Source organism: Leifsonia sp. P73, from assembly GCF_051059105.1.
Classification (GTDB): Bacteria; Actinomycetota; Actinomycetes; order Actinomycetales; family Microbacteriaceae; genus Leifsonia.
Map to the genome: position 1 here is coordinate 3,579,720 of NZ_CP194931.1, position 22,207 is coordinate 3,601,926.

General features: G+C 71.6%; 18 protein-coding genes and 3 pseudogenes. 15 read left to right on the forward strand and 6 right to left on the reverse strand.

From position 1 onward, the window contains the following. Nucleotides 1-15: 15 nt before the first annotated feature. Both ACQ86L_RS18465 and ACQ86L_RS18470 read left to right on the forward strand, forming a co-directional pair. Entirely contained in the window at nt 16-1,893 is a 1,878-nt protein-coding gene (locus ACQ86L_RS18465) for a cation:proton antiporter (protein WP_434316690.1), read from the forward strand. 109 nt (nt 1,894-2,002) lie between these two features. After that, nucleotides 2,003-3,337 (forward strand): hypothetical protein, encoded by a 1,335-nt coding sequence (locus ACQ86L_RS18470; protein ID WP_434316691.1) that lies wholly within the window; start codon nt 2,003-2,005, stop codon nt 3,335-3,337. Nucleotides 3,338-3,358: 21 nt separating this feature from the next. Here ACQ86L_RS18470 and ACQ86L_RS18475 read toward each other — a convergent pair whose 3' ends face one another. After that, nucleotides 3,359-5,122, reverse strand: a complete 1,764-nt coding sequence (locus tag ACQ86L_RS18475; protein ID WP_434316692.1) for an acetyl/propionyl/methylcrotonyl-CoA carboxylase subunit alpha — start codon at nt 5,120-5,122, stop codon at nt 3,359-3,361. A gap of 102 nt (nt 5,123-5,224) precedes the next feature. Next, nucleotides 5,225-5,859: pseudogene (locus ACQ86L_RS18480) on the reverse strand (Maf family protein). A gap of 24 nt (nt 5,860-5,883) precedes the next feature. Here ACQ86L_RS18480 and ACQ86L_RS18485 point away from each other — a divergent pair. The 4 genes from ACQ86L_RS18485 to ACQ86L_RS18500 are packed head-to-tail and all read left to right on the forward strand — an operon-like array spanning nt 5,884 to nt 10,172. Further along, on the forward strand, nt 5,884-7,173 hold the full coding sequence (locus ACQ86L_RS18485) for a class I SAM-dependent RNA methyltransferase (RefSeq protein WP_434316693.1): 1,290 nt from the start codon (nt 5,884-5,886) through the stop codon (nt 7,171-7,173). A 41-nt stretch (nt 7,174-7,214) separates the two neighbouring features. Further along, the gene (locus ACQ86L_RS18490; protein ID WP_345836774.1) at nt 7,215-7,874 is read left to right on the forward strand and encodes a response regulator transcription factor; all 660 of its coding nucleotides are present in this window, start codon (nt 7,215-7,217) and stop codon (nt 7,872-7,874) included. Next, nucleotides 7,861-9,141, forward strand: coding sequence for a sensor histidine kinase (locus ACQ86L_RS18495; protein ID WP_434316694.1), 1,281 nt, complete (start codon nt 7,861-7,863; stop codon nt 9,139-9,141). Before ACQ86L_RS18490 ends, ACQ86L_RS18495 begins: the two co-directional genes overlap by 14 nt. After that, complete coding sequence (locus tag ACQ86L_RS18500; protein WP_434316695.1) at nt 9,138-10,172, forward strand: hypothetical protein; 1,035 nt, start codon at nt 9,138-9,140, stop codon at nt 10,170-10,172. The genes ACQ86L_RS18495 and ACQ86L_RS18500 overlap by 4 nt, the downstream gene beginning before the upstream one ends. A 419-nt stretch (nt 10,173-10,591) precedes the next feature. Here the strand turns inward: ACQ86L_RS18500 and ACQ86L_RS18505 are convergent, their stop codons facing one another. Together ACQ86L_RS18505 and ACQ86L_RS18510 are read right to left on the reverse strand one after the other, a co-directional pair. Then, nucleotides 10,592-10,846 carry an acyl-CoA carboxylase epsilon subunit gene (locus ACQ86L_RS18505; RefSeq protein ID WP_434316696.1) on the reverse strand — a complete coding sequence of 85 codons (255 nt, stop codon included), beginning with the start codon at nt 10,844-10,846 and terminating at the stop codon, nt 10,592-10,594. After that, a pseudogene (locus ACQ86L_RS18510) lies at nt 10,843-12,455 on the reverse strand (acyl-CoA carboxylase subunit beta). The gene ACQ86L_RS18505 and the pseudogene ACQ86L_RS18510 overlap by 4 nt, the downstream one beginning before the upstream one ends. 76 nt (nt 12,456-12,531) lie before the next feature. On the opposite strand from ACQ86L_RS18510, the gene ACQ86L_RS18515 reads away from it, so the two are divergent. From ACQ86L_RS18515 to ACQ86L_RS18525, 3 genes are read left to right on the forward strand one after another with little or no spacing between them, the layout of a single operon-like run. After that, on the forward strand, nt 12,532-12,801 hold the full coding sequence (locus ACQ86L_RS18515) for a hypothetical protein (protein ID WP_434316697.1): 270 nt from the start codon (nt 12,532-12,534) through the stop codon (nt 12,799-12,801). Then, nucleotides 12,717-13,292: a biotin--[acetyl-CoA-carboxylase] ligase gene (locus tag ACQ86L_RS18520; protein ID WP_434318924.1), complete on the forward strand. Its 576-nt coding sequence runs from the start codon at nt 12,717-12,719 to the stop codon at nt 13,290-13,292. The genes ACQ86L_RS18515 and ACQ86L_RS18520 overlap by 85 nt, the downstream gene beginning before the upstream one ends. An 8-nt stretch (nt 13,293-13,300) precedes the next feature. Continuing rightward, on the forward strand, nt 13,301-13,849 hold the full coding sequence (locus tag ACQ86L_RS18525) for a PH domain-containing protein (RefSeq protein WP_434316698.1): 549 nt from the start codon (nt 13,301-13,303) through the stop codon (nt 13,847-13,849). Here the strand turns inward: ACQ86L_RS18525 and ACQ86L_RS18530 are convergent. Next, nucleotides 13,811-14,377, reverse strand: coding sequence for a GtrA family protein (locus ACQ86L_RS18530; RefSeq protein ID WP_434316699.1), 567 nt, complete (start codon nt 14,375-14,377; stop codon nt 13,811-13,813). The two genes, ACQ86L_RS18525 and ACQ86L_RS18530, sit on opposite strands and share 39 nt — an antisense overlap. Before the next feature lie 119 nt (nt 14,378-14,496). Here ACQ86L_RS18530 and ACQ86L_RS18535 point away from each other — a divergent pair. The 6 genes and pseudogenes from ACQ86L_RS18535 to ACQ86L_RS18560 all read left to right on the forward strand — a co-directional run bounded on the left by ACQ86L_RS18535 (nt 14,497) and on the right by ACQ86L_RS18560 (nt 21,032). Then, a pseudogene (locus ACQ86L_RS18535) lies at nt 14,497-15,635 on the forward strand (5-(carboxyamino)imidazole ribonucleotide synthase). An 80-nt stretch (nt 15,636-15,715) separates the two neighbouring features. After that, on the forward strand, nt 15,716-16,219 hold the full coding sequence (purE, locus tag ACQ86L_RS18540) for a 5-(carboxyamino)imidazole ribonucleotide mutase (protein ID WP_434316700.1): 504 nt from the start codon (nt 15,716-15,718) through the stop codon (nt 16,217-16,219). Next, nucleotides 16,216-17,574: an LCP family protein gene (locus tag ACQ86L_RS18545; protein ID WP_434316701.1), complete on the forward strand. Its 1,359-nt coding sequence runs from the start codon at nt 16,216-16,218 to the stop codon at nt 17,572-17,574. The genes purE and ACQ86L_RS18545 overlap by 4 nt, the downstream gene beginning before the upstream one ends. Before the next feature lie 97 nt (nt 17,575-17,671). Beyond that, entirely contained in the window at nt 17,672-19,720 is a 2,049-nt protein-coding gene (locus ACQ86L_RS18550; protein WP_434316702.1) for an acyltransferase family protein, read from the forward strand. A gap of 92 nt (nt 19,721-19,812) precedes the next feature. Next, nucleotides 19,813-20,613 carry an acyltransferase family protein gene (locus ACQ86L_RS18555; protein ID WP_434316703.1) on the forward strand — a complete coding sequence of 267 codons (801 nt, stop codon included), beginning with the start codon at nt 19,813-19,815 and terminating at the stop codon, nt 20,611-20,613. Further along, entirely contained in the window at nt 20,508-21,032 is a 525-nt protein-coding gene (locus tag ACQ86L_RS18560) for an acyltransferase family protein (protein WP_434316704.1), read from the forward strand. The genes ACQ86L_RS18555 and ACQ86L_RS18560 overlap by 106 nt, the downstream gene beginning before the upstream one ends. Nucleotides 21,033-21,035: 3 nt before the next feature. Here ACQ86L_RS18560 and ACQ86L_RS18565 read toward each other — a convergent pair whose 3' ends face one another. Beyond that, entirely contained in the window at nt 21,036-22,184 is a 1,149-nt protein-coding gene (locus ACQ86L_RS18565; RefSeq protein WP_434318925.1) for a glycosyltransferase family 4 protein, read from the reverse strand. Nucleotides 22,185-22,207 lie beyond the last annotated feature (23 nt).

Sequence of the window (22,207 nt, forward strand, 5' to 3'; positions counted from 1 at the left end):
GCAGGAGGCCACGGGATGGAGGAGGTCCTGGTCGTCGGCGTCCTCGCCGTGCTGACCATCGCGGCCGCCACCGTCTACGGGCAGCGCTTCGGGGTGGCGTCGCCGCTCATCCTGGTGGTCTTCGGCATCCTGGTCTCCTTCCTGCCGTTCGTGCCGGTGCTGGAGGTCCAGCCCGAGTGGATCATCGCCGGCGTGCTGCCGCCGCTGCTCTACTCGGCGTCGGTGTCGATGCCGTCGATGAACTTCCGGCGCGAGTTCGGCGCGATCGGCGGGCTCTCGGTGGTGCTCGTGATCGTGAGCTCCGTCCTGCTCGGGATCTTCTTCGCCTGGGTCATCCCGGGGCTGGGACTGGCGTGGGGCGTGGCGCTCGGCGCGATCGTGAGCCCGACCGATGCGGTCGCGACCGGGATCGTCAAGCGCGCGGGGGTCTCGCCGCGCGTCGTCGCCATCCTGGAGGGCGAGAGCCTGCTCAACGACGCCACGGCGCTGGTGCTGCTGCGGGCGGCGGTCGCGGCGGCTGCGGTGGCGTCGTTCACCTTCGGCGCAGTGACGCTGTCGTTCCTCTACTCGGTGGTCGTCGCCGTCGTGTTCGGCTGGGTCGTCGGGCGGCTGAACCTGATCGTGCGGGCGCGGGTGAAGGACGCGACGGTCAACACCGTGCTCTCGTTCACCGTGCCGTTCCTGGCCTCCATCCCGGCCGAGGCGCTGGGAGCGTCGGGGCTGGTCGCCGCGGTGGTCGCCGGGCTGATCACCGGCAGCCGCGCGCCGCGGGTGCTGTCGCCGGAGCACCGGCTGTCGGACACCCAGAACTGGCGGACGGTCGAGCTCGTGCTGGAGGGCATGATCTTCCTGACCATGGGCCTGGAGCTGTTCGGCATCGTCCAGAAGGTGCAGACGGACCACTCCGGCGTGCTGCCGGCGGTCGGCATCGCGGCGGCCGCGCTGCTGCTCACGATCCTCGTGCGGGCCGCGTTCGTGGCGCCGCTGCTGGCACTCCTCGCCCGCCGCGGACGCAGGCGCGAGCGGATGCGGCCGGCGCTGACCAAGCTGCAGGAGCGGCTGGAGGACCCTGAGGCCGCGCGGCGGCTGCTGGAGCAGGGGCCGCCTCCACCCGATGCGATGCCCGCCCTGCCGGAGGGCGTCGACCCGGCGGAGGACCCGGACGCCCACGCGGACGTGCTGGCCGCCGACCCCGACGCCGCGCACGCGGAGGTCGCGAAGGTGGCGGGGGTCCAGGAGGCCGCGGGCGTCACGCGCGATCGGATCGGGGCGACGCCCGCGGGCTGGCGCGGCCGGCTGATCCGGCGGCAGCGGCAACGGCAGCGGGCCTGGACGGTCGAGAACATCGCCCGGTTCGGCACGCGGCTGCGGCGGGTGCTGGCGGACATCGACTACTTCACCGGGACGCCGCTCGGCTGGCGCGAGGGCACGATCGTCGTGTGGGCCGGGATGCGCGGCGCCGTCACCGTCGCCGCAGCACAGAGCCTCCCGTCGAACACGCCGGGCCGGTCGGTGCTGGTGCTGATCGCGTTCCTCGTGGCTGCCGGGTCGCTGCTGCTCCAGGGCGGGACGCTCGGGCTGGCGCTGCGCGTGGTGAAGCCGACGGCCTCCGACCCGCAGGCGGAGAAGGAGGAGCGCAGGCGGCTGCTGGAGCTGCTGCACGAGGCGGGGCAGGCGGTGGCGATGCCGGAGACGACGGAGCGGACGCCCGAGGCGTTCAACCAGCACAAGGTCGCCCGGCTGAAGCGCATCCGGGCCCAGCGCGACGCGCTGCTCGACGCCCGCGACGACGGCACCTTCAGCGCCGACGTGCTCGCCGGCGCCCTCAGCAACCTCGACGCCGACGAGATCAGCATCGATCTGAAGGGCGACCCCACCGAGGCCACCGGCTGATCGCCCCCGCGGCGGAATACAAGCGTTGCCGCCGCCGCCATGCGGGTTCTACGCTGTGACTCGCCGCCGACCGGATCGGCCCGGACGGCGGGAGCAGAGGGGGCGCTCCATGTTCTCCGTCTCGACGGGCAAGATCGACATCACACCGAGTGTGGGCTATCCCCTGGCCGGCTACGGGGTGGACGCACCGCGGCTCGCCACGGGCACCAACAGGCCGCTGTACGCGCGCTGCACGATCATCTACGACGGCGCAGTGCCGCACGTGGTCGTGACCGCCGACGTGCTCGGCTTCCGGCGGGACACCCACCAGCAGATCCGCACGGCCGTCACCGGGCTGGGCGTCCCATCGGAGGACTTCGTTCTGACGGCGACCCACACGCACAACGGGCCGGTGCTCACCGAGGGGCTGGATCCGTTCATCGCCTACGACCTCGAGAACCTCACCTCGGTCGGAACGTACACGGCCTGGCTGGTCGCCACCATCACGACACTGGTCGCGCAGACGAAGGCCGCGCCGAGCACCCCGTGCACCCTCGACTACGCGGTGCTGGAGGCGGGCTTCTCGTTCAACCGCGAGGACCTGCCGTACGTCGAGACGGACGTGCCCTGTCTCGTCGCCCGCGCCGGCGACGGGACTCCGCGAGCCGTGCTCTTCGGCTACGGGGCCCACCCGGTGGCGGGCGGCACCCAGACCGTGTTCGACGGGGACTATCCCGTGCCGGCGATCGAGGCGATCGAAGGGCGCTGGCCGGGATGCTTCGCCCAGTTCATGACCGGGCCCGCCGGCGACCAGAACCCGAACGCCGCCGGATCGTTCGACGATGTCGACACCTTCGGGAACGAGCTGGGTACGACCATCGTGGACGCCATCGCGACCGCGGGCCGCTCGCTGACCGGCCCGATGACCGCCGGCTACGGAGAGGTGACTCTCCCGCTGGATGTGTCACTCACCGCCGGGAACGTCGCCGCCGTCCGCGCGGAATACCTCGCCAGGAGCGAGAACCCCGCCATCGCCGGCTACGAGCGCAGGCACGCCTTCAGCATGACCCAGCTCATCGACACGACACCGCTCGCGGACCTGGAGAAGAGCATTCCCCTCCCCGTGCAGCGCTGGACCATCGGCGGCGCCGAGAAGCTGGTCCTCCTGTTCTGCGGAGGCGAGGTCGTGTCCGGGTTCGCCGTCGTCATCCGCCAGGAGAACGGCGGATCGGACGGAGTGTGGTTCCTGGCGTACTCGAACGAGATCCCGTGCTACATCCCGAGCGACGAACTCCTCCAGAAGTCGACCTACGCCGGAGGATGGGACCCCGACTATCCCGGCATCGCCTCGGCGTCGATGGCCGTGTACGACCACTGGGCGCACTTCTTGCGCGGGAGCGCGGGTGTCGATGGCGTCGAGCAGATCTTCCTGGCGCACCTGCGGCAGGTGATGGCGGCTGCCTGAGCGACGGCCGCCATCCCCGGGTCAGACGATGTTGAGGAGGAGGTGGCCGGAGGAGACGGTGTCGCCGACGGTGGCGTTGATGCCGGCGACGGTGCCGTCCTTGTGGGCGGTGAGGGGCTGCTCCATCTTCATGGCCTCCAGCACCAGCACCAGGTCGCCCTTGACGACCTCGTCGCCGTCCGCGACCGCGACCTTCACGACGGTGGCCTGCATGGGCGCGGTCACCGAGTCGCCGGTCGCCGTGTCCACGGCGTGCGCGCCGGAGCGGCGGCGCGGGGCGGGAGCCGCGGCCTCCGCCGGGCCGCCGCCGGTGAGCAGGCGCGCGGGCAGCGACACCTCGATGCGCTTGCCCTCGACCTCGACCACGACGTTGCTGCGGCGCTCGGCCGCGCCGGACTCGCCCAGCTCGCCCGACCACGGCTCGACGCCGCCGGCCCACTCGGTCTCGATCCAGCGGGTGTAGATCGAGAACGGCTCGCCGTCCTGCGGGGCGAAGGCGGGGTCGCGCACGATCGCGCGGTGGAAGGGCAGCACGGTCGGCAGGCCGGCGACCTCGAACTCGTCCAGGGCGCGGCGCGAGCGCTCCAGCGCCTCCTCGCGGCTGGCGCCGGTCACGATGAGCTTGGCGAGCATGGAGTCGAACGCGCCCGAGATGACGTCGCCCGCCTGGATGCCGCTGTCCACGCGGACACCGGGGCCGCCCGGCGCCTTGAACACGTGCACGGGGCCGGGGGAGGGGATGAAGTTGCGCCCGGCGTCCTCGCCGTTGATGCGGAACTCGAAGGAGTGGCCGCGCGGCGCCGGGTCCTCGTAGTCGAGCTCGCCGCCCTCGGCGAGGCGGAACTGCTCTCGCACGAGGTCGATGCCGGTGACCTCCTCGGAGACCGGGTGCTCGACCTGGAGGCGGGTGTTGACCTCCAGGAACGACACCGTGCCGTCCTTGCCGATCAGGAACTCGCACGTGCCCGCGCCCTGGTAGCCGACCTCCTTGAGGATGGCCTTGGACGCGCTGTAGAGCTTGTCGAGCTGCTCCGGGGTGAGGAAGGGCGCGGGCGCCTCCTCCACCAGCTTCTGGTGGCGGCGCTGCAGCGAGCAGTCTCGGGTGGAGACCACGACGACGTTGCCGTAGGCGTCCGCGAGGCACTGCGTCTCGACGTGACGCGGCTGGTCGAGGTACTTCTCCACGAAGCACTCGCCGCGGCCGAAGGCGGCGATGGCCTCGCGGGTGGCGGAGTCGAAGAGCTCGGCGACCTCGTCGCGGGTGCGGGCGACCTTGAGGCCGCGGCCGCCGCCGCCGAACGCCGCCTTGATGGCGACAGGGAGGCCGTACTGGTCGACGAAGTCGAGGACCTCGGCCGCGTCGGCGACCGGGTTGAGGGTGCCGGGGGCGAGCGGCGCGCCGACCTTCTCGGCGACGTGCCGGGCCGACACCTTGTCGCCCAGGCGCTCGATCGCCTCCGGCGACGGGCCGATCCAGGTCAGGCCGGCCGCGATGACGGCGCGGGCGAAGTCGGCGTTCTCGGCGAGGAAGCCGTAGCCGGGGTGCACGGCGTCGGAGCCGGAGCGGCGGGCGACCGAGAGGATCTTGTCGATGACCAGGTAGGTCTCGGCGCTCGTCGTGCCCTCGAGGGCGTACGCCTCGTCGGCGAGCCGTACGTGCACGGCGTCGCGATCCTGGTCGGCGTAGACGGCGACGGAGGCGATTCCGCTGTCCTTCGCGGCACGGATGACGCGGACGGCGATCTCGCCTCGGTTGGCGATGAGGACCTTCGAGATACGGGGCACAATTCCCTAGCCTATGCCGGGAGCGGGACCAGCTTTTGGACGATACTCACAAAAAAGCATTCGCAAGGCTTCAGAGAGTCGACAAATGCTGCTGGATTCGGATCAGGCCCGGTTCCACAGCTCCGTCCACTCGACGCCCAGCCGGCGCACGAGGTCGCGCAGCGTCGACAGCGACAGTCCCACGACGGTGCTCGGGTCGCCCTCCACGCGGGTGATGAACGGGCCCCCGAGGCTGTCGATGGTGAACGCGCCCGCGACCTCCAGCGGCTCGCCGCTCGCGACGTACGCGTCGATCTCCGCGTCGGAGACGTCGGCGAAGGTGACGGAGGCCACCGCGGCAGCGCCGACCGCGCCGTTCTCGCGCCCGTCGCGGTGGTCGATCAGCCAGTGCCCGGAGTGGAGCACGCCGGTGCGGCCGCGCTGCTGCTGCCAGCGCTCGCGTGCGACCTGCGGGAGGTGCGGCTTGCCGTGGATGTGACCGTCGATCGCGAACGCCGAGTCGCCGCCGAGGATCAGGCCGTCGATCGGCGCCCCGTCCAGCGTGCCGCGCACGGCCTCCGCCTTGAGCCGCGCGAGCAGCTGCACCATCGCCTGCGGCGACAGCGGCCCGTGCTCGGCCTCCGCCGCCGCGACGGCCGCCGGCTCGTCCACGTGCGACGGCACCACGATCGGTTCGACGCCGGCCGCGCGCAGCAGCGCGAGGCGGGCGGGGAGGTGGAGGCGAGGTAGAGGCGCATGTTCACCTGTGGGATGCTCGAAGGATGCCCCAGAAGGACGAGGTCGAACTCGACATTATCAACGTCGCGCACGGCGGCGTGTTCGTCGCCCGCCACGAGGGCCGCGTGGTCTTCGTGCCGGACACCATCCCGGGGGAGCGGGTCCGCGCGCGGATCGCCGACCAGGCGCACGACCGGTTCTGGCGTGCGGAGCTGCTGGAGGTGCTGGAGCCCGCGGCCGAGCGGCAGGAGCACGTCTGGGGCGCCGCGGCGATGAGCCGGGCGCCGGAGCGGCGCGCGGGCGGCGCCGAGTTCGGCCACATCCGGCTCGACCACCAGCGCGAGCTCAAGCGGCGCGTGATCGTGGACGCCCTCCAGCGCACGGCGAAGCTCGACGCTGCCGCCATCGAGGCGCTCGGCGCGGGCTCCGGCCCCGTCGTGGAGGCCGTGGCCGGCGAGACCGACGACGGCACCGGCTGGCGCACGCGCGTCCGGCTCCAGGTCGGCGAGGACGGTGCGATCGGGCCGTACGCCGCCCGCAGCCACACCATCGTCCCGGTCACCGATCTCCCGCTGGCGACGGCGGCCGTCGAGGAGTCGGCCCCGTTCGGCCAGCGCTTCCCCGGAGCGGAGTCCGTCGACGTCGTCGCGACCGGCAGCGGGGCGACCCATGTGCTGGTCAACGACCTCCCGGAGCGGCGGGGCAAGCGGCTGGTCCGGCCGCGCCGCCGTCCGGTGCCGATCCGCGAGCGGGTGGGCGAGCGCGAGTTCCGGCTCGACGCGCGCGGCTTCTGGCAGGTGCACCGTCAGGCTGCGGCCACGCTCACAGAGGCCGTCCGCTCCGCGGTGGACGAGGCGCTGTTCGACCCGCGCGCGGCGAACCTCGACCTCTACGGCGGCGTCGGCCTCCTCGCCGCGGCGCTCGGCGACCGGTTCGGCTCGACGCTCCGCATCACCTCGGTGGAGTCCGACGAGGCCGCGACCGACGACGCCGCCGAGAACCTGGCCGAGTGGGTCGGCGCGAGTGCCGTGACCGCCCGGGTGGAGCGCTTCGTCACCGGCCTGGCCGCGGAAGCCACCGCGACCGAGCGCGCGCGGTTGCGCGCGGCCACCGTCGTGCTCGACCCGCCGCGCTCCGGCGCCGGCCGGGAGGTCGTCGACGCCGTCGCCGCGATGCGTCCGGCCCAGATCGTCTACGTCGCCTGCGACCCCGTCGCTCTCGCGCGCGACGTCGCGTACTTCGCTGAGCGCGGCTACCCGCTGCGCACGCTGCGGGCCTTCGACCTGTTCCCGAACACCCACCATGTGGAGGCCGTCGCCACGCTGACTCCGTGATCCGACCGGAATACATGTACCCGCACACTACGATGGTCAGCATGGTGCGAGTGGCAATCGTCGACGATCACGAGTCCGTGCGGCTCGGGCTCAAAGCGGCCTGTCAGGACGCGGGCTACGAAGTGGTGGTCACCGCGGCGACGGTGGACGACTTCGTCCAGCAGCTCGGCACGCAGGAGTGCGACGTCGTCGTCCTCGACCTGTCGCTCGGCGACGGCTCCAAGGTGACCGACAACGTCAAGCGCGCGCAGGCCACCGGCGCCGCCGTGCTCGTCCACAGCATCGCCGACCGGGTCGCCAGCGTGCGCGAGGCGCTCGCCGCGGGCGCCGCCGGCGTCATCCCGAAGTCCTCGCCGACCACGACCGTCATGAACGCGATCGAGACGGTCGCGCGCGGCGACGTGCTGAACAACCTGGAGTGGGCCACCGCGATCGACGCGGACAGCGACTTCGCCAAGGCCCAGCTCGGCCGCCGGGAGCGCGACGTGCTCCACCTCTACGCGTCCGGCCTGCCGCTCAAGGCGGTCGCCGCCCAGCTCGGCATCGCCAACTCGACGGCGCGCGAGTACCTCGACCGTATCCGCGTGAAGTACGTGGAAGTGGGCCGTCCTGCCCCGACGAAGGTGGACCTCCTCCGCCGCGCGGTCGAGGACGGCATCCTGCCCGGGCTCGACCCCGACACGGGCAATGAGCGCGCCTAGCGTCCCGCGCTCTGCCGCCGGAGCACCCCGCGAGTCGGCCAAGCCGCGCAACCCGCTCAGCAGAGCCAGGATCGAACGCATCTCGGACCGCACGGTGTCGGCGTTCGGCCTCGTCTTCGGGCTGCAGACCTTCCCCACGGCGCTCGGGCAGCTCGGCGCCCTGCGCAGTCCGTGGGGCGTCATCGTCCTGGTCGTGATCTTCGGCGGCCTCGCGCTGACGGTGGTGCTGGCGATCTTCGCGCAGCGCGTCGTGAAGGTCACGATGGGTGTGCTGTCGGTCGTGTACTTCGGCGCGATCGTGACCTGGCCGCTGCTCGCGGCCGATCCGGCGGCGTTCACCTCGGACAAGCCGTGGGTCTGGTTCCTCTGCTCGGTCTTCACCGCGTTCGCCGCCGTCGCCTACCCGCTGTGGCTGGCCATCGCCTACACGATCCTGACCCCGATCGCCTACGGCGTCGTCCGCGCGCTGCCCGCGGGCGGGGGAGTCGGCGCGGAGCTGGCGGGGCTGGACGCGGTCTACGCGATCATCCTCGGCGGCGTCATCCTCGCCATCATCGCGATGATGCGGCAGGCGGCGACCGCCGTCGACGTCGCGCAGAGCCAGGCGCTCGCCAAGTACGGCAACGCGGTGCGCCAGCACGCGACCGAGGTGGAGCGTGTGCAGGTCGACGCGATCGTGCACGACAGTGTGCTGACCACCCTGCTGTCCGCCGCGAGCGCCCGCACGCAGGAGCAGAAGGACCTCGCCGCTCGGATGGCCGCCGACGCGATCGGCCACCTGCACGCCGCGGAGGCGTCCGGCCCCGAGGACCAGACCCAGGTCGGCGTCGAACAGCTCTCCGACCGGCTGGTGACGGCCGCGCGGGCGTTCTCGTCGCCGTTCGAGGTGGACGCGCGCGACCACGACGAGCTGCACAGCCTCCCGGTCAACGTCGCGGAGGCCGTCTACTCGGCGGCCGTGCAGGCGATGGTCAACAGCATGCAGCACGCCGGCGGCGACGAGGTGCGGCGCAGCGTGGTCGTCCGCGGCGGCGAGCACGGCGCGGCGGTCCGCGTGATCGTGACCGACGACGGCCGCGGCTTCGACGCCGACGAGGTCCCCGCCGAGCGGCTGGGCCTGCGGGTGAGCATCCGCGAGCGGCTGGCGAAGGTCGGCGGCCGCGCGAACGTCGTCTCGGCGCCCGGCGAGGGCACGACGGTCACCATCGTCTGGCCCGCGGCCGAGCGCACCTCGGTCGTGGAGCGCGAGCAGGAGGCCGCCGGATGATCACCCTCAACCGCGTGCTGTTCCTCGGCCTCGGAGCGCTCTTCTCGGCCTACCACCTGTTCCTCGGGCTGTCGTCGCTGTCGATCCCCGGCACCCCGGGCCCGGCGATCGTCGCGATGGCGCTGTACGCGGTCGCGACGGTGATCAGCCTGTGGCCGACGAGCCCGACCAAGATGCCGCTGTGGCTCGCGTCGTTCGACCTCGCCGTCTGCGTGGTCATCCCGATCCTGGTCACCAGCGAGCTGAACCCGGCCAAGGACAACGGCTACGCGACCTGGTACGTCGCGGCGGTGGGCACGCTGATGACGATCGCCGCCGTCCGCCGCCAGCAGTTCGTGGCGTGGGTCGGCGTCGGCTTCCTCGCGGTGCAGACGGTGGTCTGGGCCGGACCGGGCGCCCTCGCGGGCCTCGGCGTCATCGGCTCGGTCGTCTGGGTCGGTGTCGCCGTCGTCATCTCCGGCTCGCTCGCCAAGGCCGGCCGCGACGCCCTGCAGTTCGCCCGGGCGGAGCGGGAGGCCACCGAGTGGCAGGCCGCGCAGGAGGCGCACGTCATGGAGCGCCAGCTGCGCCTGCGGCAGACCTACCGCGTGGCCGCGCCGATGCTCGCCGAGATCGTGCGGCGCGGCGGCGACCTCACCGAGGCGGAGCGGCGCGAGTGCCGCTATCTGGAGGGCGCCATCCGCGACGAGATCCGCGGCCGCCGGCTGCTCAACGACGACGTGCGCCGGGAGGTCATGGACGCCCGCCGCCGCGGCGTGGTCGTGAGCCTGCTCGACGAGGGCGGCATCGACGACCTCGACCAGTCCGGGCTGGAGACGGTCCTGCGCCGGCTCGCGGACGCCATCCGCGGCACGACGACGGACAAGCTGATCGTGCGCACGGTGCCCCGGTCGTCCAAGACCGCCGTGACGGTGGTGGGGTTGCGGATGTCCGACGACGGCGCCGCCAACGCGCTGGGAGCGGACTCGGAGGACGACGAGGTCGACCTCTGGCTGGAGATCCCGCGCCCGCTCGTGGTCGCCGCCTCCTGACCACCCGCCGAAGGGCACGTCGTTGTCGCTTCGGAGCGCCGAAAGTGACAACGACGTGCCCCTCGGCGACGGGAGAAGTGGGCGTTAACGGATGAAAGGGGCCGACACCCGAATTTGTCGGCCCCTTTTCAAACCCCGAGTCAGGACGACAACCCGAATATCGTCCTGACTCGCCCCCAAAGCACTCGCCCGCTTACCCTAGTCGGCGAGTGATTGGCGGTGTAACTCACGAGGAGAGACACCTAGCAATAACAATATTGTCGGCACGGCCGATAAATACATAGTCGTCATTTTGGGGGACCCCAGGGGGACAGTTTCCGGGCCGCGCGGAGCGTGTGTGGCGGATTGTCGCCTGTCCCCGATGTGGGGGACACCCCGGCCGGGGTACAAAACCGATTTCGGGGTACGCCCGCCGGACGTCAGCCCGAGAACGAGCGCCACACACCGGGACCGGGCGTGAGCGGATTCCGGAGGCCGCGCTGGGTGCGCTCCCAGCCGTCCGGTCCGCGCTGCGGCCGGGCGTCCCGTGCCGCCGCAGCGGCCTCCGCCGCGGCCGTCGCGAGCACGGCGGTGACGGCCGCGATCTCCTCCGGGGTCACGCCCTTCGTGAGGAATCGCAGCTGCGACGGGTCGAGCGGGGACGGCCCGGCCGACGCTGCGTGCGCGCCGCTCACAGCGGGATGTTCCCGTGCTTCTTCGGCGGCAGCGACGCACGCTTGGTGCGCAGCGCCCGCAGCGCCTTGATGACCGAGATGCGCGTGGCGGCCGGCTGGATCACCCCGTCCAGCTCGCCGCGCTCGGCGGCGAGGAACGGGCTGGCGACGTTGTACGTGTACTCGCTCGCGAGCCGGGCGCGCACGGCGGCGACGTCCTCGCCGGCCTCCTCCGCGCGCTTGATCTCGCCGCGGTACAGGATGTTGACCGCGCCCTGGCCGCCCATGACCGCGATCTCCGCCGTCGGCCAGGCGAGGTTCATGTCGGCGCCGAGCTGCTTGGAGCCCATGACGATGTAGGCGCCGCCGTAGGCCTTGCGGGTGATGATCGTCACCAGCGGCACGGTGGCCTCCGCGTAGGCGTACAGCAGCTTCGCGCCGCGCCGGATGACGCCGGTCCACTCCTGGTCGGTGCCGGGCAGGTAGCCGGGCACGTCCACCAGGGTGAGGATCGGGATGCTGAACGCGTCGCAGAAGCGGACGAAGCGCGACGCCTTCTCGCCCGCGTCGATGTTGAGCGTACCGGCCATCGAGCTGGGCTGGTTGGCGACGATGCCGACCGAGCGGCCCTCCACGCGGGCGAAGCCGATCACGATGTTGGGCGCGAACAGCGGCTGGATCTCCAGGAACTCGCCGTCGTCGACGATCCCCTCGATGATCGTGGTCACGTCGTACGGCTGGTTGGGGGAGTCCGGGATGATCGTGTCGAGCCGGCGGTCGGCGTCGGTGATCTCCAGCTCCGGCTCCGCCTCGAACACCGGCAGCTCCGCCAGGTTGTTCTGCGGCAGGTAGCTGAGCAGGGTGCGCGCGTAGTCGAGAGCGTCCTCCTCGTCGCTGGCGAGGTAGTGCGAGACGCCGGAGATCTTGTTGTGGGTGAGCGCGCCGCCGAGCTCCTCGAAGCCGACGTCCTCGCCGGTGACGGTCTTGATCACGTCGGGGCCGGTGACGAACATGTGGCTCGACTTGTCGACCATGATCACGAAGTCGGTGAGCGCGGGGAGTAGACCGCGCCGCCGGCCGCCGGGCCCATCACGATCGAGATCTGCGGGATGACGCCGGAGGCGGCGGTGTTGCGGCGGAAGATCTCGCCGTACTTGCCGAGCGCGACGACACCCTCCTGGATGCGCGCGCCGCCGGAGTCGAGGATGCCGATCATCGGCACGCCGGTCTTGAGCGCGTGGTCCATGACCTTGATGATCTTCTCGCCGGCGACCTCGCCGAGGCTGCCGCCGAAGATGGTGAAGTCCTGGCTGAAGACCGCGACGTTGCGGCCGTGGATGGTGCCGACGCCGGTGACCACCGCGTCGCCGTACGGCCGCTTGGCCTCCATGCCGAACGCGTGGGTGCGGTGGCGGACGAACTCGTCGAACTCCACGAACGACCCGTGGTCGAGGAGCAGGTCGATGCGCTCGCGGGCGGTCAGCTTTCCCTTCGCGTGCTGCTTCTCGATCGCGGCCTGGCCGCTCGCGGTCACGGCCTCGTGGAACCGCTCCTTGAGGTCGGCGAGCTTGCCGGCGGTCGTGAAGGGATCGGGGGTCTGACGTGCTTCGGTGTCGGTCACGCCGTTCACTCTACCTTCCAGCCGAATAGCGATGCCGTCTACGGATTCCTACAAATCCGAGGGCGTTCGCTGGCAGAATCGAGCAATGAGCTTCCGTCGCAGCCGAGCTGTCGTCCCCGTCCTCGAGGTGCTGCCGGAGGCGGCGTCCACCAACGACGTGCTGCAGGCGCGCGCCGGTGACCTGCCCGACCTCGCCGTCGTCGTCACCGACAACCAGACGGGAGGACGCGGCCGCCTCGGCCGGGTCTGGGTCTCGCCCCCGGCAAGGCCCTGGCCATCTCGGTGCTGCTGCGCCCGGAGGGCCTCGCCCCGGAGGCGCTCGGCTGGTTCCCGCTGCTCGCCGGGGTCGCGATGAGCCGCGCGCTCGCGGGCTTCACGAGCCGGGAGGTCGCCGTCAAGTGGCCGAACGACGTGCTGATCGACGAGGCCAAGGTGTGCGGCATCCTGTCGGAGCTGCTGCCGGGAATGGACGGCGTGATCGTCGGCGCCGGGGTGAACCTGACGCTGGAGCACGACGAGCTGCCGACCCCGACCTCCACCTCGCTCGCCCTGGCCGGCGCGACGGACGTCGACCCTGACGCCGTGCTCGCCGCGTACCTCACCCAGCTCAGCGTGCTCTACCGCGAGTTCGTGGCCGCCGGCGGCGACCCGGTGCGCAGCGCCCTGCGCGACGAGGTCGTGGAGGCCTGCCACACCATCGGCCGCTCGGTGCGCGTCGAGCTCCCCGGCGGCGACGTGCTGCTGGGCACGGCGACGTCGATCGACGAGTCCGGACGGCTGATCGTGGACTCGGATGACGGTCCGACGGCGGTGGCGGCGGGCGACGTGACGCACCTGCGGTATTAATGGGATACATGAGCAGCACGCCGGAGGGTACGCCCGCGCCACCTCCCGAGCGGGTCATCGCCCGCCTGCGGTCGAACGCGCGCGCGATGTTCTGGCCGAGCCTCGCCCTGATCGCCGCGGCAGGCGGCGTCGGCTTCTTCGCCGGACGCATCTCCGAGGTGTGGGAGGTCGTGCTGCTGTGGAGCGCGGCGGCGGCCGTCGTCCTCCTGCTGTTCCTGCTCCCGCTCGCCGTCTGGCTGAGCCGGCGCTACACGATCACGACGCGCCGGCTGATCATCCGGCACGGCTTCTTCGTGCGCGTGCGCCAGGAGCTGCTGCACAGCCGCGGCTACGACGTCGCGGTGCGGCGCTCGTGGCTGCAGAGCATGTTCCGCTCGGGGGACGTGCTGATCAACTCCGGCCTCGACCACCCGGTCGTGCTGCGGGACGTGCCGAAGGCCGATCAGGTGCAGCGCGCGCTGAGCGAGCTGATGGAGCGCACGCAGACCGTCGTGGCGGTGCGCAGGCAGCAGTCGGAGTCAGTCTCCGACGAGACCACTGTCTGGGGTTCGCGCTAGCGTCGAGCCCGTCGTGTTGGCCGGCTCCGGCGTGACGACGGCCGTGGTGGTCACGGTCTTCGCCTTCGCCTTCGCGGCGCGCACCGGGGAGAACACCCACCAGCGGTAGAGCGCGAAGCGGAACAGCATGCCGACCGCGAGGCCGACGACGTTCGCCGAGATGTTGTCGGCGACCGGGCCCACCATGCCGAGCAGGTAGTGCGACACCCACACGCACAGCAGCGGGATGCCGGTGCCGGTGGCGAGGCTGACGGCGAAGAACTCGACGCCCTCGCGGGCGGCGTTGTCCTGGCGCTGGCCGGAGAACGCCCAGTAGCGGTTGCCGATCCAGTTCGTCAGGATGGCGATGACCGTCGCGATGATCGTCGCGTAGATCGTCCGGTGCTCCACGTTGCGCAGCACGATCAGCAGCATCACGTTGAAGACGACGAGGTTGACCCCGAAGCCGACAGCTCCCACCGCGCCGAACTTGATCAGCTGCGGGAGGAAGCGCCCCGTGCGGTGCGCTGTGGTCGTCTCGGTCGTCATGCTCCAGCCTGGCTATGCGGGAAGATAGGAGTGCGTTCGCCACATTACGCGGCCCGGGTGTCCGGTATCTGGGAGTTGCCCGCGCACCGTGTGAAGAGTATCGAGGAGAGACATCGGAGATGGCCAGGAACAAAGTCGGTGTGATCGGCGGCGGACAGCTGGCCAGGATGATGATCCCTCCCGCGGTGGAGCTCGGCATCGACATCCGCGTGCTGGAGGAGGCCGAGGGGATGAGCGCCGACCTGGCCGCGACCGGCGTCGGCGACTACCGCGACCTCGACACGGTGCTCGCGTTCGCCGAGACTGTGGACGTCGTGACCTTCGACCACGAGCATGTGCCTCCGGCGATCCTGCGTGAGCTGGTCGGCCGCGGCATCCCGGTGCACCCCGGCCCCGACGCGCTCCTCTACGCGCAGGACAAGCTGCAGATGCGCGCCAAGCTCAGCGAGCTGGGCCTCCCGGTGCCGGACTGGGCGGCGGTGGAGTCCGCCGACGAGCTCGGCGTGTTCCTCGCCGACCACGGCGGCCGCGCGGTCGTGAAGACGGCGCGCGGCGGCTACGACGGCAAGGGTGTCCGCGTGGTGTCGGAAGCCTCCGGCGCCGACGACTGGTTCCTCGCGCTCGCCGAGGACGGCCGCGGCGGCGCGCTGCTGGTCGAGGAGCTGGTGGACTTCCGCCGCGAGCTGGCGCAGCTCGTCGCACGCCGCCCGTCCGGCGAGATCGCCGCGTGGCCGGTCGTGGAGACGGTGCAGCGCGACGGCGTCTGCGCCGAGGTGATCGCCCCGGCGCCCGGCTCGGTCGGCCGCGTGGCGCAGGCCTCCGCCGACATCGCCCGTCACGTCGCCGAGGGTCTCGGCGTCACCGGTGTGCTCGCGGTGGAGCTGTTCGAGACCACCGACGGCCGGGTGCTGATCAACGAGCTGGCCATGCGCCCGCACAACAGCGGCCACTGGTCGATCGAGGGCGCGGTCACGGGCCAGTTCGAGCAGCACCTGCGCGCGGTCCTCGACCTCCCGCTCGGCTCGACCGCGCCGCGCGAGGAGTGGTCGGTGATGGTCAACATCCTCGGCGGTCCGGCCGAGGGCACGCTGCAGGACCGCTACCCGGCGGCGCTGGCGGCGCATCCGGAGGCCAAATTCCACGGCTACGGCAAGGCCCCCGGCCGGGCCGGAAGGTCGGGCACGTCACCGTGAGCGGCGACGACCTGGACGACGTGGCCTACCGCGCCCGTGCCGCGGCCTCCTTCTTCGAAGGCTGAGCCCGGATTCCACCCGAATCTCCGTCCCTCGCGGCGGGCCTAACCCACCCACCCCGCGTGCCGCACCTATCCTGGGTCGCATGCCCGCACAGTCCCAGCCCGTCGTGTCCGTGATCATGGGCTCCGACTCCGACTGGTCGGTGATGGAGGAGGCCTCGAAGGCGCTTACCGAGTTCGGTGTGGCGCACGAGGTGGAGGTCGTCTCCGCGCACCGCACTCCCGAGAAGATGATCGCCTTCGGCAAGGAGGCCGCCGACCGGGGCGTGCGCGTCATCATCGCCGGGGCCGGCGGCGCCGCGCACCTGCCCGGGATGATCGCGGCCGTCACCACCCTCCCCGTCGTCGGCGTGCCGGTGCCGCTCGCCCGGCTGGACGGCCTGGACTCGCTGCTGTCGATCGTGCAGATGCCCGCCGGCGTCCCCGTCGCGACCGTCTCCATCGGCGGCGCCCGCAACGCCGGGCTGCTCGCCGTCAAGATCCTCGCCACCTCCGACCCGGAGCTGTCAGCCGCTCTTGCGCGCTTCGCCGCCGACCTCGAGGCGAGCGTGGAGGAGAAGAACCGGGCGCTGCAGTCGCGGCTATGAGTTCGCGGACCCCGCTGCGGAACCCCGACGCGTCGTCGCCGGGGGAGATGACTGCGCGCGGATGGTGGCTCGTCGGCCTCAACATCCTGCTCCCCGGAACGCCCCAGCTCGTCGCGGGCAACCGCACCCTCGGGCGCGTGGGGATCTATGCGACCCTGGCGCTGTGGGTGCTCGGGCTCGCGGCTCTGATCCTGGTGATCGCGTCTCCATCGTCGCTGTACACGTTCGCGACCCAGGCCGGGAGTCTCACCCTCGTCCAGATCCTGCTCATCGCGTACGCCGTGCTGTGGGTGGTGCTCACCCTCGACACGCTGCGGCTCGTCCGGCTGATCAAGGCGCGGGCGAAGATGCGCGGCTGGATCGCCGCCTTTTCCGTCCTGGTGCTGGTCGGGCTGGCCGGCACCGCGGCCTACGGCTCCGCGGTCGCGGGCTCCGCGCGCGGCGCGCTCGGCGACATCTTCGCAGACGGCGCCCCCGTCGCGCCGGTGGACGGCCGCTACAACATCATGCTGCTCGGCGGCGACGCCGGGCCCGACCGGCAGGGGCTGCGCCCGGACAGCATGTCGATCGTCAGCATCGACGCGAGCACGGGGAAGGCGGTCACGATCGGCCTGCCGCGCGACCTGAACCCGGTGCCGTTCTCCGCGACCTCGCCGCTGCGGACCGTCTACCCGGACGGCTACGGCTACCACGACAAATGCGATGTGGACGTCTGCCAGCTCAACTCCATCTACACCGAGGTCGAACTCTACAAATCGGACCTGTACCCGAACGCGAAGAAGCAGCAGAGCGAGCCGGGCATCGAGGCGATGCGCGACGCGCTGGAGGGCGCGACCGGGCTGACCATCCAGTACTACGTGCTCATCGACATGCAGGGCTTCGCCGACCTGATCGACGCGCTCGGCGGGGTGGACATCACAGTCACCGAGAAGGTGCCGATCGGCGGCGACGAGAACCTCAACGGCGTCGTGGAGTGGATCCAGCCCGGCAAGCACCACATGGACGGCTACCACGCCCAGTGGTACGCGCGGGCCAGGCACGGCACCAGCGACTACGACCGGATGGCGCGCCAGCGGCAGCTGCAGGACGCGATCCTCAAACAGTTCAACCCGCTCAACGTCGTCACCAAGTTCCAGGACATCGCCCACGCCGGCGCGCAGGTGATGAAGACCGACATCCCGCAGTCGATGCTCGGCTACTTCGTCGACCTCGGCATGAAGACGCGCGCGCAGCCGGTCGACAAACTGGAGCTCGTGCCTCCCGCGATCGACCCGACGAAGCCGGACTACACGCAGATCCATCAGCTGGTGAAGACGGCGCTGACACCCTCGACGGCGAAGCCGTCGGCGCCCTGATAGCCCCTCCCATTGGGGCCGCCGTGGTGGCGTTCCCCTCGCGCGGCGTTTCATAGACTGGACCGCGGTCCTCGGCACGGACGCGGAAGGGGAGCCGGTGAGCGCCTCGCCCCGCACCAGTGCGCGCCGGATGCGCCCGGAGATCCAGGCGTTGCGCGCCATCGCCGTCGGGCTCGTGGTGATCTTCCACTTCTTCCCGACCCGGTTGCCCGGCGGCTTCGTGGGGGTCGACGTCTTCTTCGTCATCAGCGGCTTCCTGATCACCGGGAACCTGCTCCGGGAGGCCGGTCGCACCGGGCGCATCCGCTACGGGCGGTTCCTGCTCCGGCGGGCCAAACGCCTCCTGCCGGCCTCGCTGCTCGTGACCGTCTCGGTGTCGCTGGCGATCGCGGTCTGGGTACCCCGCCACCTGTGGGACCAGTTCTACAGCGAAGTCGTCGCCGCGACCCTCTACGTGCAGAACTGGCTGCTCGCGGCCAACTCGGTCGACTACCTGGCGGCGAACAACCAGGCCTCCCCGGTGCAGCACTTCTGGACGCTCTCGGTCGAGGAGCAGTTCTACCTGGTGATGCCGCTGCTGCTCTTCCTCACCATCGTCGTCTTCCGCACGCGCTGGCGCGCGGCGGCCGGCTGGTGCCTCGCGGCGATCTTCGCAGGATCGCTCTGCTACTCGATCGTGCTCACCGCGAACGACCACGCGGTCGCCTACTTCTCGACGGGCACGCGGGCGTGGGAGTTCGCCGCAGGAAGCCTGCTGGCAAGCCTCGGCTGGCGGGCGCCCGTCGGCGTGCGCACCGGCGTCTCCTTCGCCGGCATGGCCGTGATCGGGTCGTGCGGGCTCCTCATGAACGGCCAGCTGCCGTTCCCCGGACTGTACGCGGCGATCCCCGTCGTGGGCACTCTGCTGGTGCTCTGGGCCGGGATGCCGTCCACTGCCCTCGGCGCCCTCTACCGGCTGCGACCGGTGCAATGGCTGGGCGGGGTGTCCTACTCGCTCTATCTGTGGCACTGGCCGGTGCTCGTGCTGTTCCCCTTCGTGGTCGGCCACAAGCCGGTCCTCCCGCAGACGCTGACACTGATCGCCTTCTCGCTCCTGCTCGCCGCGGGGTCGAAGTACTTCGTCGAGGACCCCTTCCTCGGTATCAAGCACCGGTATCAGCACGCCATCACGCTCGGAACGGCGTGGGTGGGGGTGGTGGCCGTCCTGGTGGTCGCGACCGGCTTCACCGCCACGGCACGGGCGGACACCCGGGCGGAGGCGGCCGCCGCGCTGGCCGAGCTGAAGACGCACTCCGGATGCTTCGGGGCGATGTCGATGCGGCCGGACGCGCACTGCGACCCGGCCAAGGCCCCACCGGTGGATCCGGCGTTCGCGAAGAACGACGCCCACGGGATCGAGAGCGGCATCTGCGCAGGCGGCAGGGTGCTCGAGCAGATCTCCGACGGCAAGGCCTGCCTGTACGGGGACCCGAAGGGCGCGGAGTCGATCGCCGTGGTCGGCGACTCCCACGCGCGTCAGTGGGTCGCCCCGCTCGACGACATCGCCCGGTCCCGGCATCTGAGGCTGGTGACCTACGTGCACCCCTCGTGCCCGATGGCCGACTCCCCGGTGATCTCGTCGGACGGCGTCGTGGACGCGTCCTGCGCCGCGTGGGTGGCGGGCTCCATGCGGAGCATCGCCGCGCTCGCCCCGGCGGCGGTGATCGACGCGGCGCTCGTTCCGGCCGGGTACGCCGAGGCGGGCCTGTCGCAGGCGTCCTTCGAGAGCCAGGTCGCGGCGCATCGAGCGGCCATGGAGGCGTTCATCCACGACGGGGCGAAGGTCGTCGCGGTGGCCGACACGCCGTACGAGCCGCAGGACGTGCCCGACTGCGTCGCCGCCCATCCCGAGGATCGGTCGAATGCGTGCGCGGGGCCGCGGTCGACGGCGCTCGACGGGAGGCCGCAACCGCTGCTCGACGCCGCGAAGAGTGTTCCCGGGGTGATGGTGATCGACCTCAGTCCGTACCTCTGCACCCCCGCCGAGTGCCCCGTCGTGATCGGCGGCGTGATCGTCTACAAGGACCGGCAGCACCTGACGCAGACGTACGCGAGATCGCTGGCTCCGTTCATCGAATCCGCCCTCGCGCGCGACCTGATCGTCTGACCACGCCTTCCAGCTGACCCCTGAACAGGTCACAGGAACCACCCAGCGCCCGCCGGTACCGTCGCCCGCCTATGACGGGTACAGGTGGAGGAGTGGACCAGAAGACGCGAACGAACAGCAGTGCACGCCTGACAGCCCTCGACGGGCTCCGGGGGCTCGCGGCTGTCGTCGTCGTATTCCACCACGCCCTTTACACCAACCCGGAGTTCCCCGGCGCCCCGGGCGGCGGCCACGCGCCCGCCGGCTCCTTCATGTGGTGGATCAGCTACACGCCGCTCAAGCTGGCCTCCGCCGGCGTGGAGTCGGTGATCGTGTTCTTCGTGCTGTCCGGGCTGGTGGTGACGCTGCCCGTGGTGCGCCGGCGCGGCTTCGACTGGGTCGCCTACTTCCCGCGCCGCGTGGTGCGGCTGATGGTGCCGGTCGCGGCGTCGGTCGTGCTCGCCGCGGCGTGGGTGGCCGCCATCCCGCAGGTCAGCACCCAGCCGAGCGGGACGTGGCTGAGCAACTCCTCGACCCCGAACTTCTCGTGGGAGTACATCGTCAAGGCGATCGACCTGCTCGGCGGCGACGGCCAGATCAACAACCCGCTGTGGTCGCTGCGCTGGGAGCTCGCGTTCTCACTGCTGCTGCCCGTGTTCGCGATCGCGGCGCTCGCCGTGCGCAAGTGGTGGATCGGCGGCCTGGCGCTGGCCTGCGCGCTGACCTGGCTGGGCGCGCACGCCGGGTCGGGGAGCTGCAGTACTTCCCGGCGTTCTTCGTCGGGGCGATCATCGCCGTGCGGCTCGACGTGGTCCGCGACGCCGCCTCACGGATCAACACCCGCTGGTTCCGGCACCCGCTGTGGGCCGGGCTCACGGTCGGCAGCGCCCTGCTGCTCATCGCGCCGTGGCTGATCGGCCCGGGCGTCGGCAGCATCCCGGAGCTCGACAACGTCCTGAAGGGGCTCCTCCCGCTGGCGGCCGCCGGGCTCGTGGTCGCCGCGATCGGCTGGACGCCGCTGCGCGTGGTGTTCGAGTCGCGTCCCCTGCAGTTCCTCGGCGCGATCTCGTTCAGCCTGTACCTGGTGCACGTGCCGATCATCCTGTTCAGCACGTACCTGTTCGCCGGGCAGGCCTGGTACGTGCCGCTGCTGTTCGCCCTCCCGCTGGCGACGCTGGTCGCGGTCGGCTTCACCTGGCTGATCGAGAAGCGCAGCCACGGCTGGTCGAAGGCGGCGGGCGAGTGGGCGTCGGCGCGCTACCGCGCGTGGTTCGGCCCCGAGGAGGAGAACCGGGAGTCCGAGAAGGCTCGCGAGGACGTTGCCGCCCGGTGAGCCTCAGAGGTCGGCGTGCAGCTGCCAGACGCGCTCGGCGGAGTCGCGCCAGCTGAACGCGCGGGCGCGGTCGGAGGCGAGGACACCGAGGCGGCTCCGCAGCTCCTCCTCGTCGAGCACGCGGCCGATCGCGCCGGCCAGGCGCTCGCTGTAGCCGGCGTCGTCCTCGGCGGAGGCCGGCCGCTCCACGACCAGGCTCGCGCCGGCGGCGACCTCCACCAGGGCGGGGTCGTCGGAGTGGATGACCGGGAGGCCGAACTTGAAGGCCTCCACGATCGGCAGGCCGAAGCCCTCGGCGAGGCTCGGGTAGACGAACAGCGTCGCCCGGTCGAGCACGACCGCGAGGTCGGCGTCGTCCAGGCGGCCGAGCGCGCGCACGCGGTCCTCCGGCAGGCCGGCGGCGGCGGCCACACCGGTCGCCGTGCCGTCGCCGTAGCGGTCGGGGCCGGCGATGAGCAGCGGGATGTCGTGCGCTTCGGGCCGCGCGATGGCGCGGATCAGCGGCGCGATGCCCTTGCGGGGCATGATCGAGCCGAGCGTGAACGCGTAGACCGGCGGCAGGCCGAGCCGGGCGGCGCGCTCGTCGGCGTCGGCCGGGAGCCGCAGCGTCGTGGCGGGGGCGCCGCCGATGACCCGGATGCGGTCGCCGAAGTCGAGGGAGCCCGCGAGGCTGTTCGCCACCGCGTGGGTGGGGACGACGATCGCGTCGGCGTGCTTGCGGGCGCGCTTGGCCATCGACTTCGTCCACATCACCGACGCGGTGCCGAGCGACTCGGGATGCGTCCAGGCGAGGGTGTCGTGGATCGTCACGGCGACCTGGTCGCCGTCGTTCAGGGTGTCGTGCTTGCGCAGCGGAGCGAGGAGGCTCGGCGCGTGCAGCATCCCGCGCACGCCGCCCACGGCTATGCCCGACTGCCACGCGAGCGAGAGCTCGCGGCGGGCGAGCGGCAGCCGCACCAGGTCGGCGAGGCCGGGAAGGGCCGCGCGCAGCTCGTCGAGCTGCTCGTCGGGGACGTTGGACACGTACGCGCGCACCTCGCAGCCGGCGGGTGCGGTGGCGATCAGCTGGCGGGTCAGCTCCTCGGTGTACCGGCGGGCTCCGCCGGTCTCGGCCGAGGTGAGCTCATCGACCACCACGCTGAGTGTCGTCATTCGTCTCCAGGTCCAGGACTCCC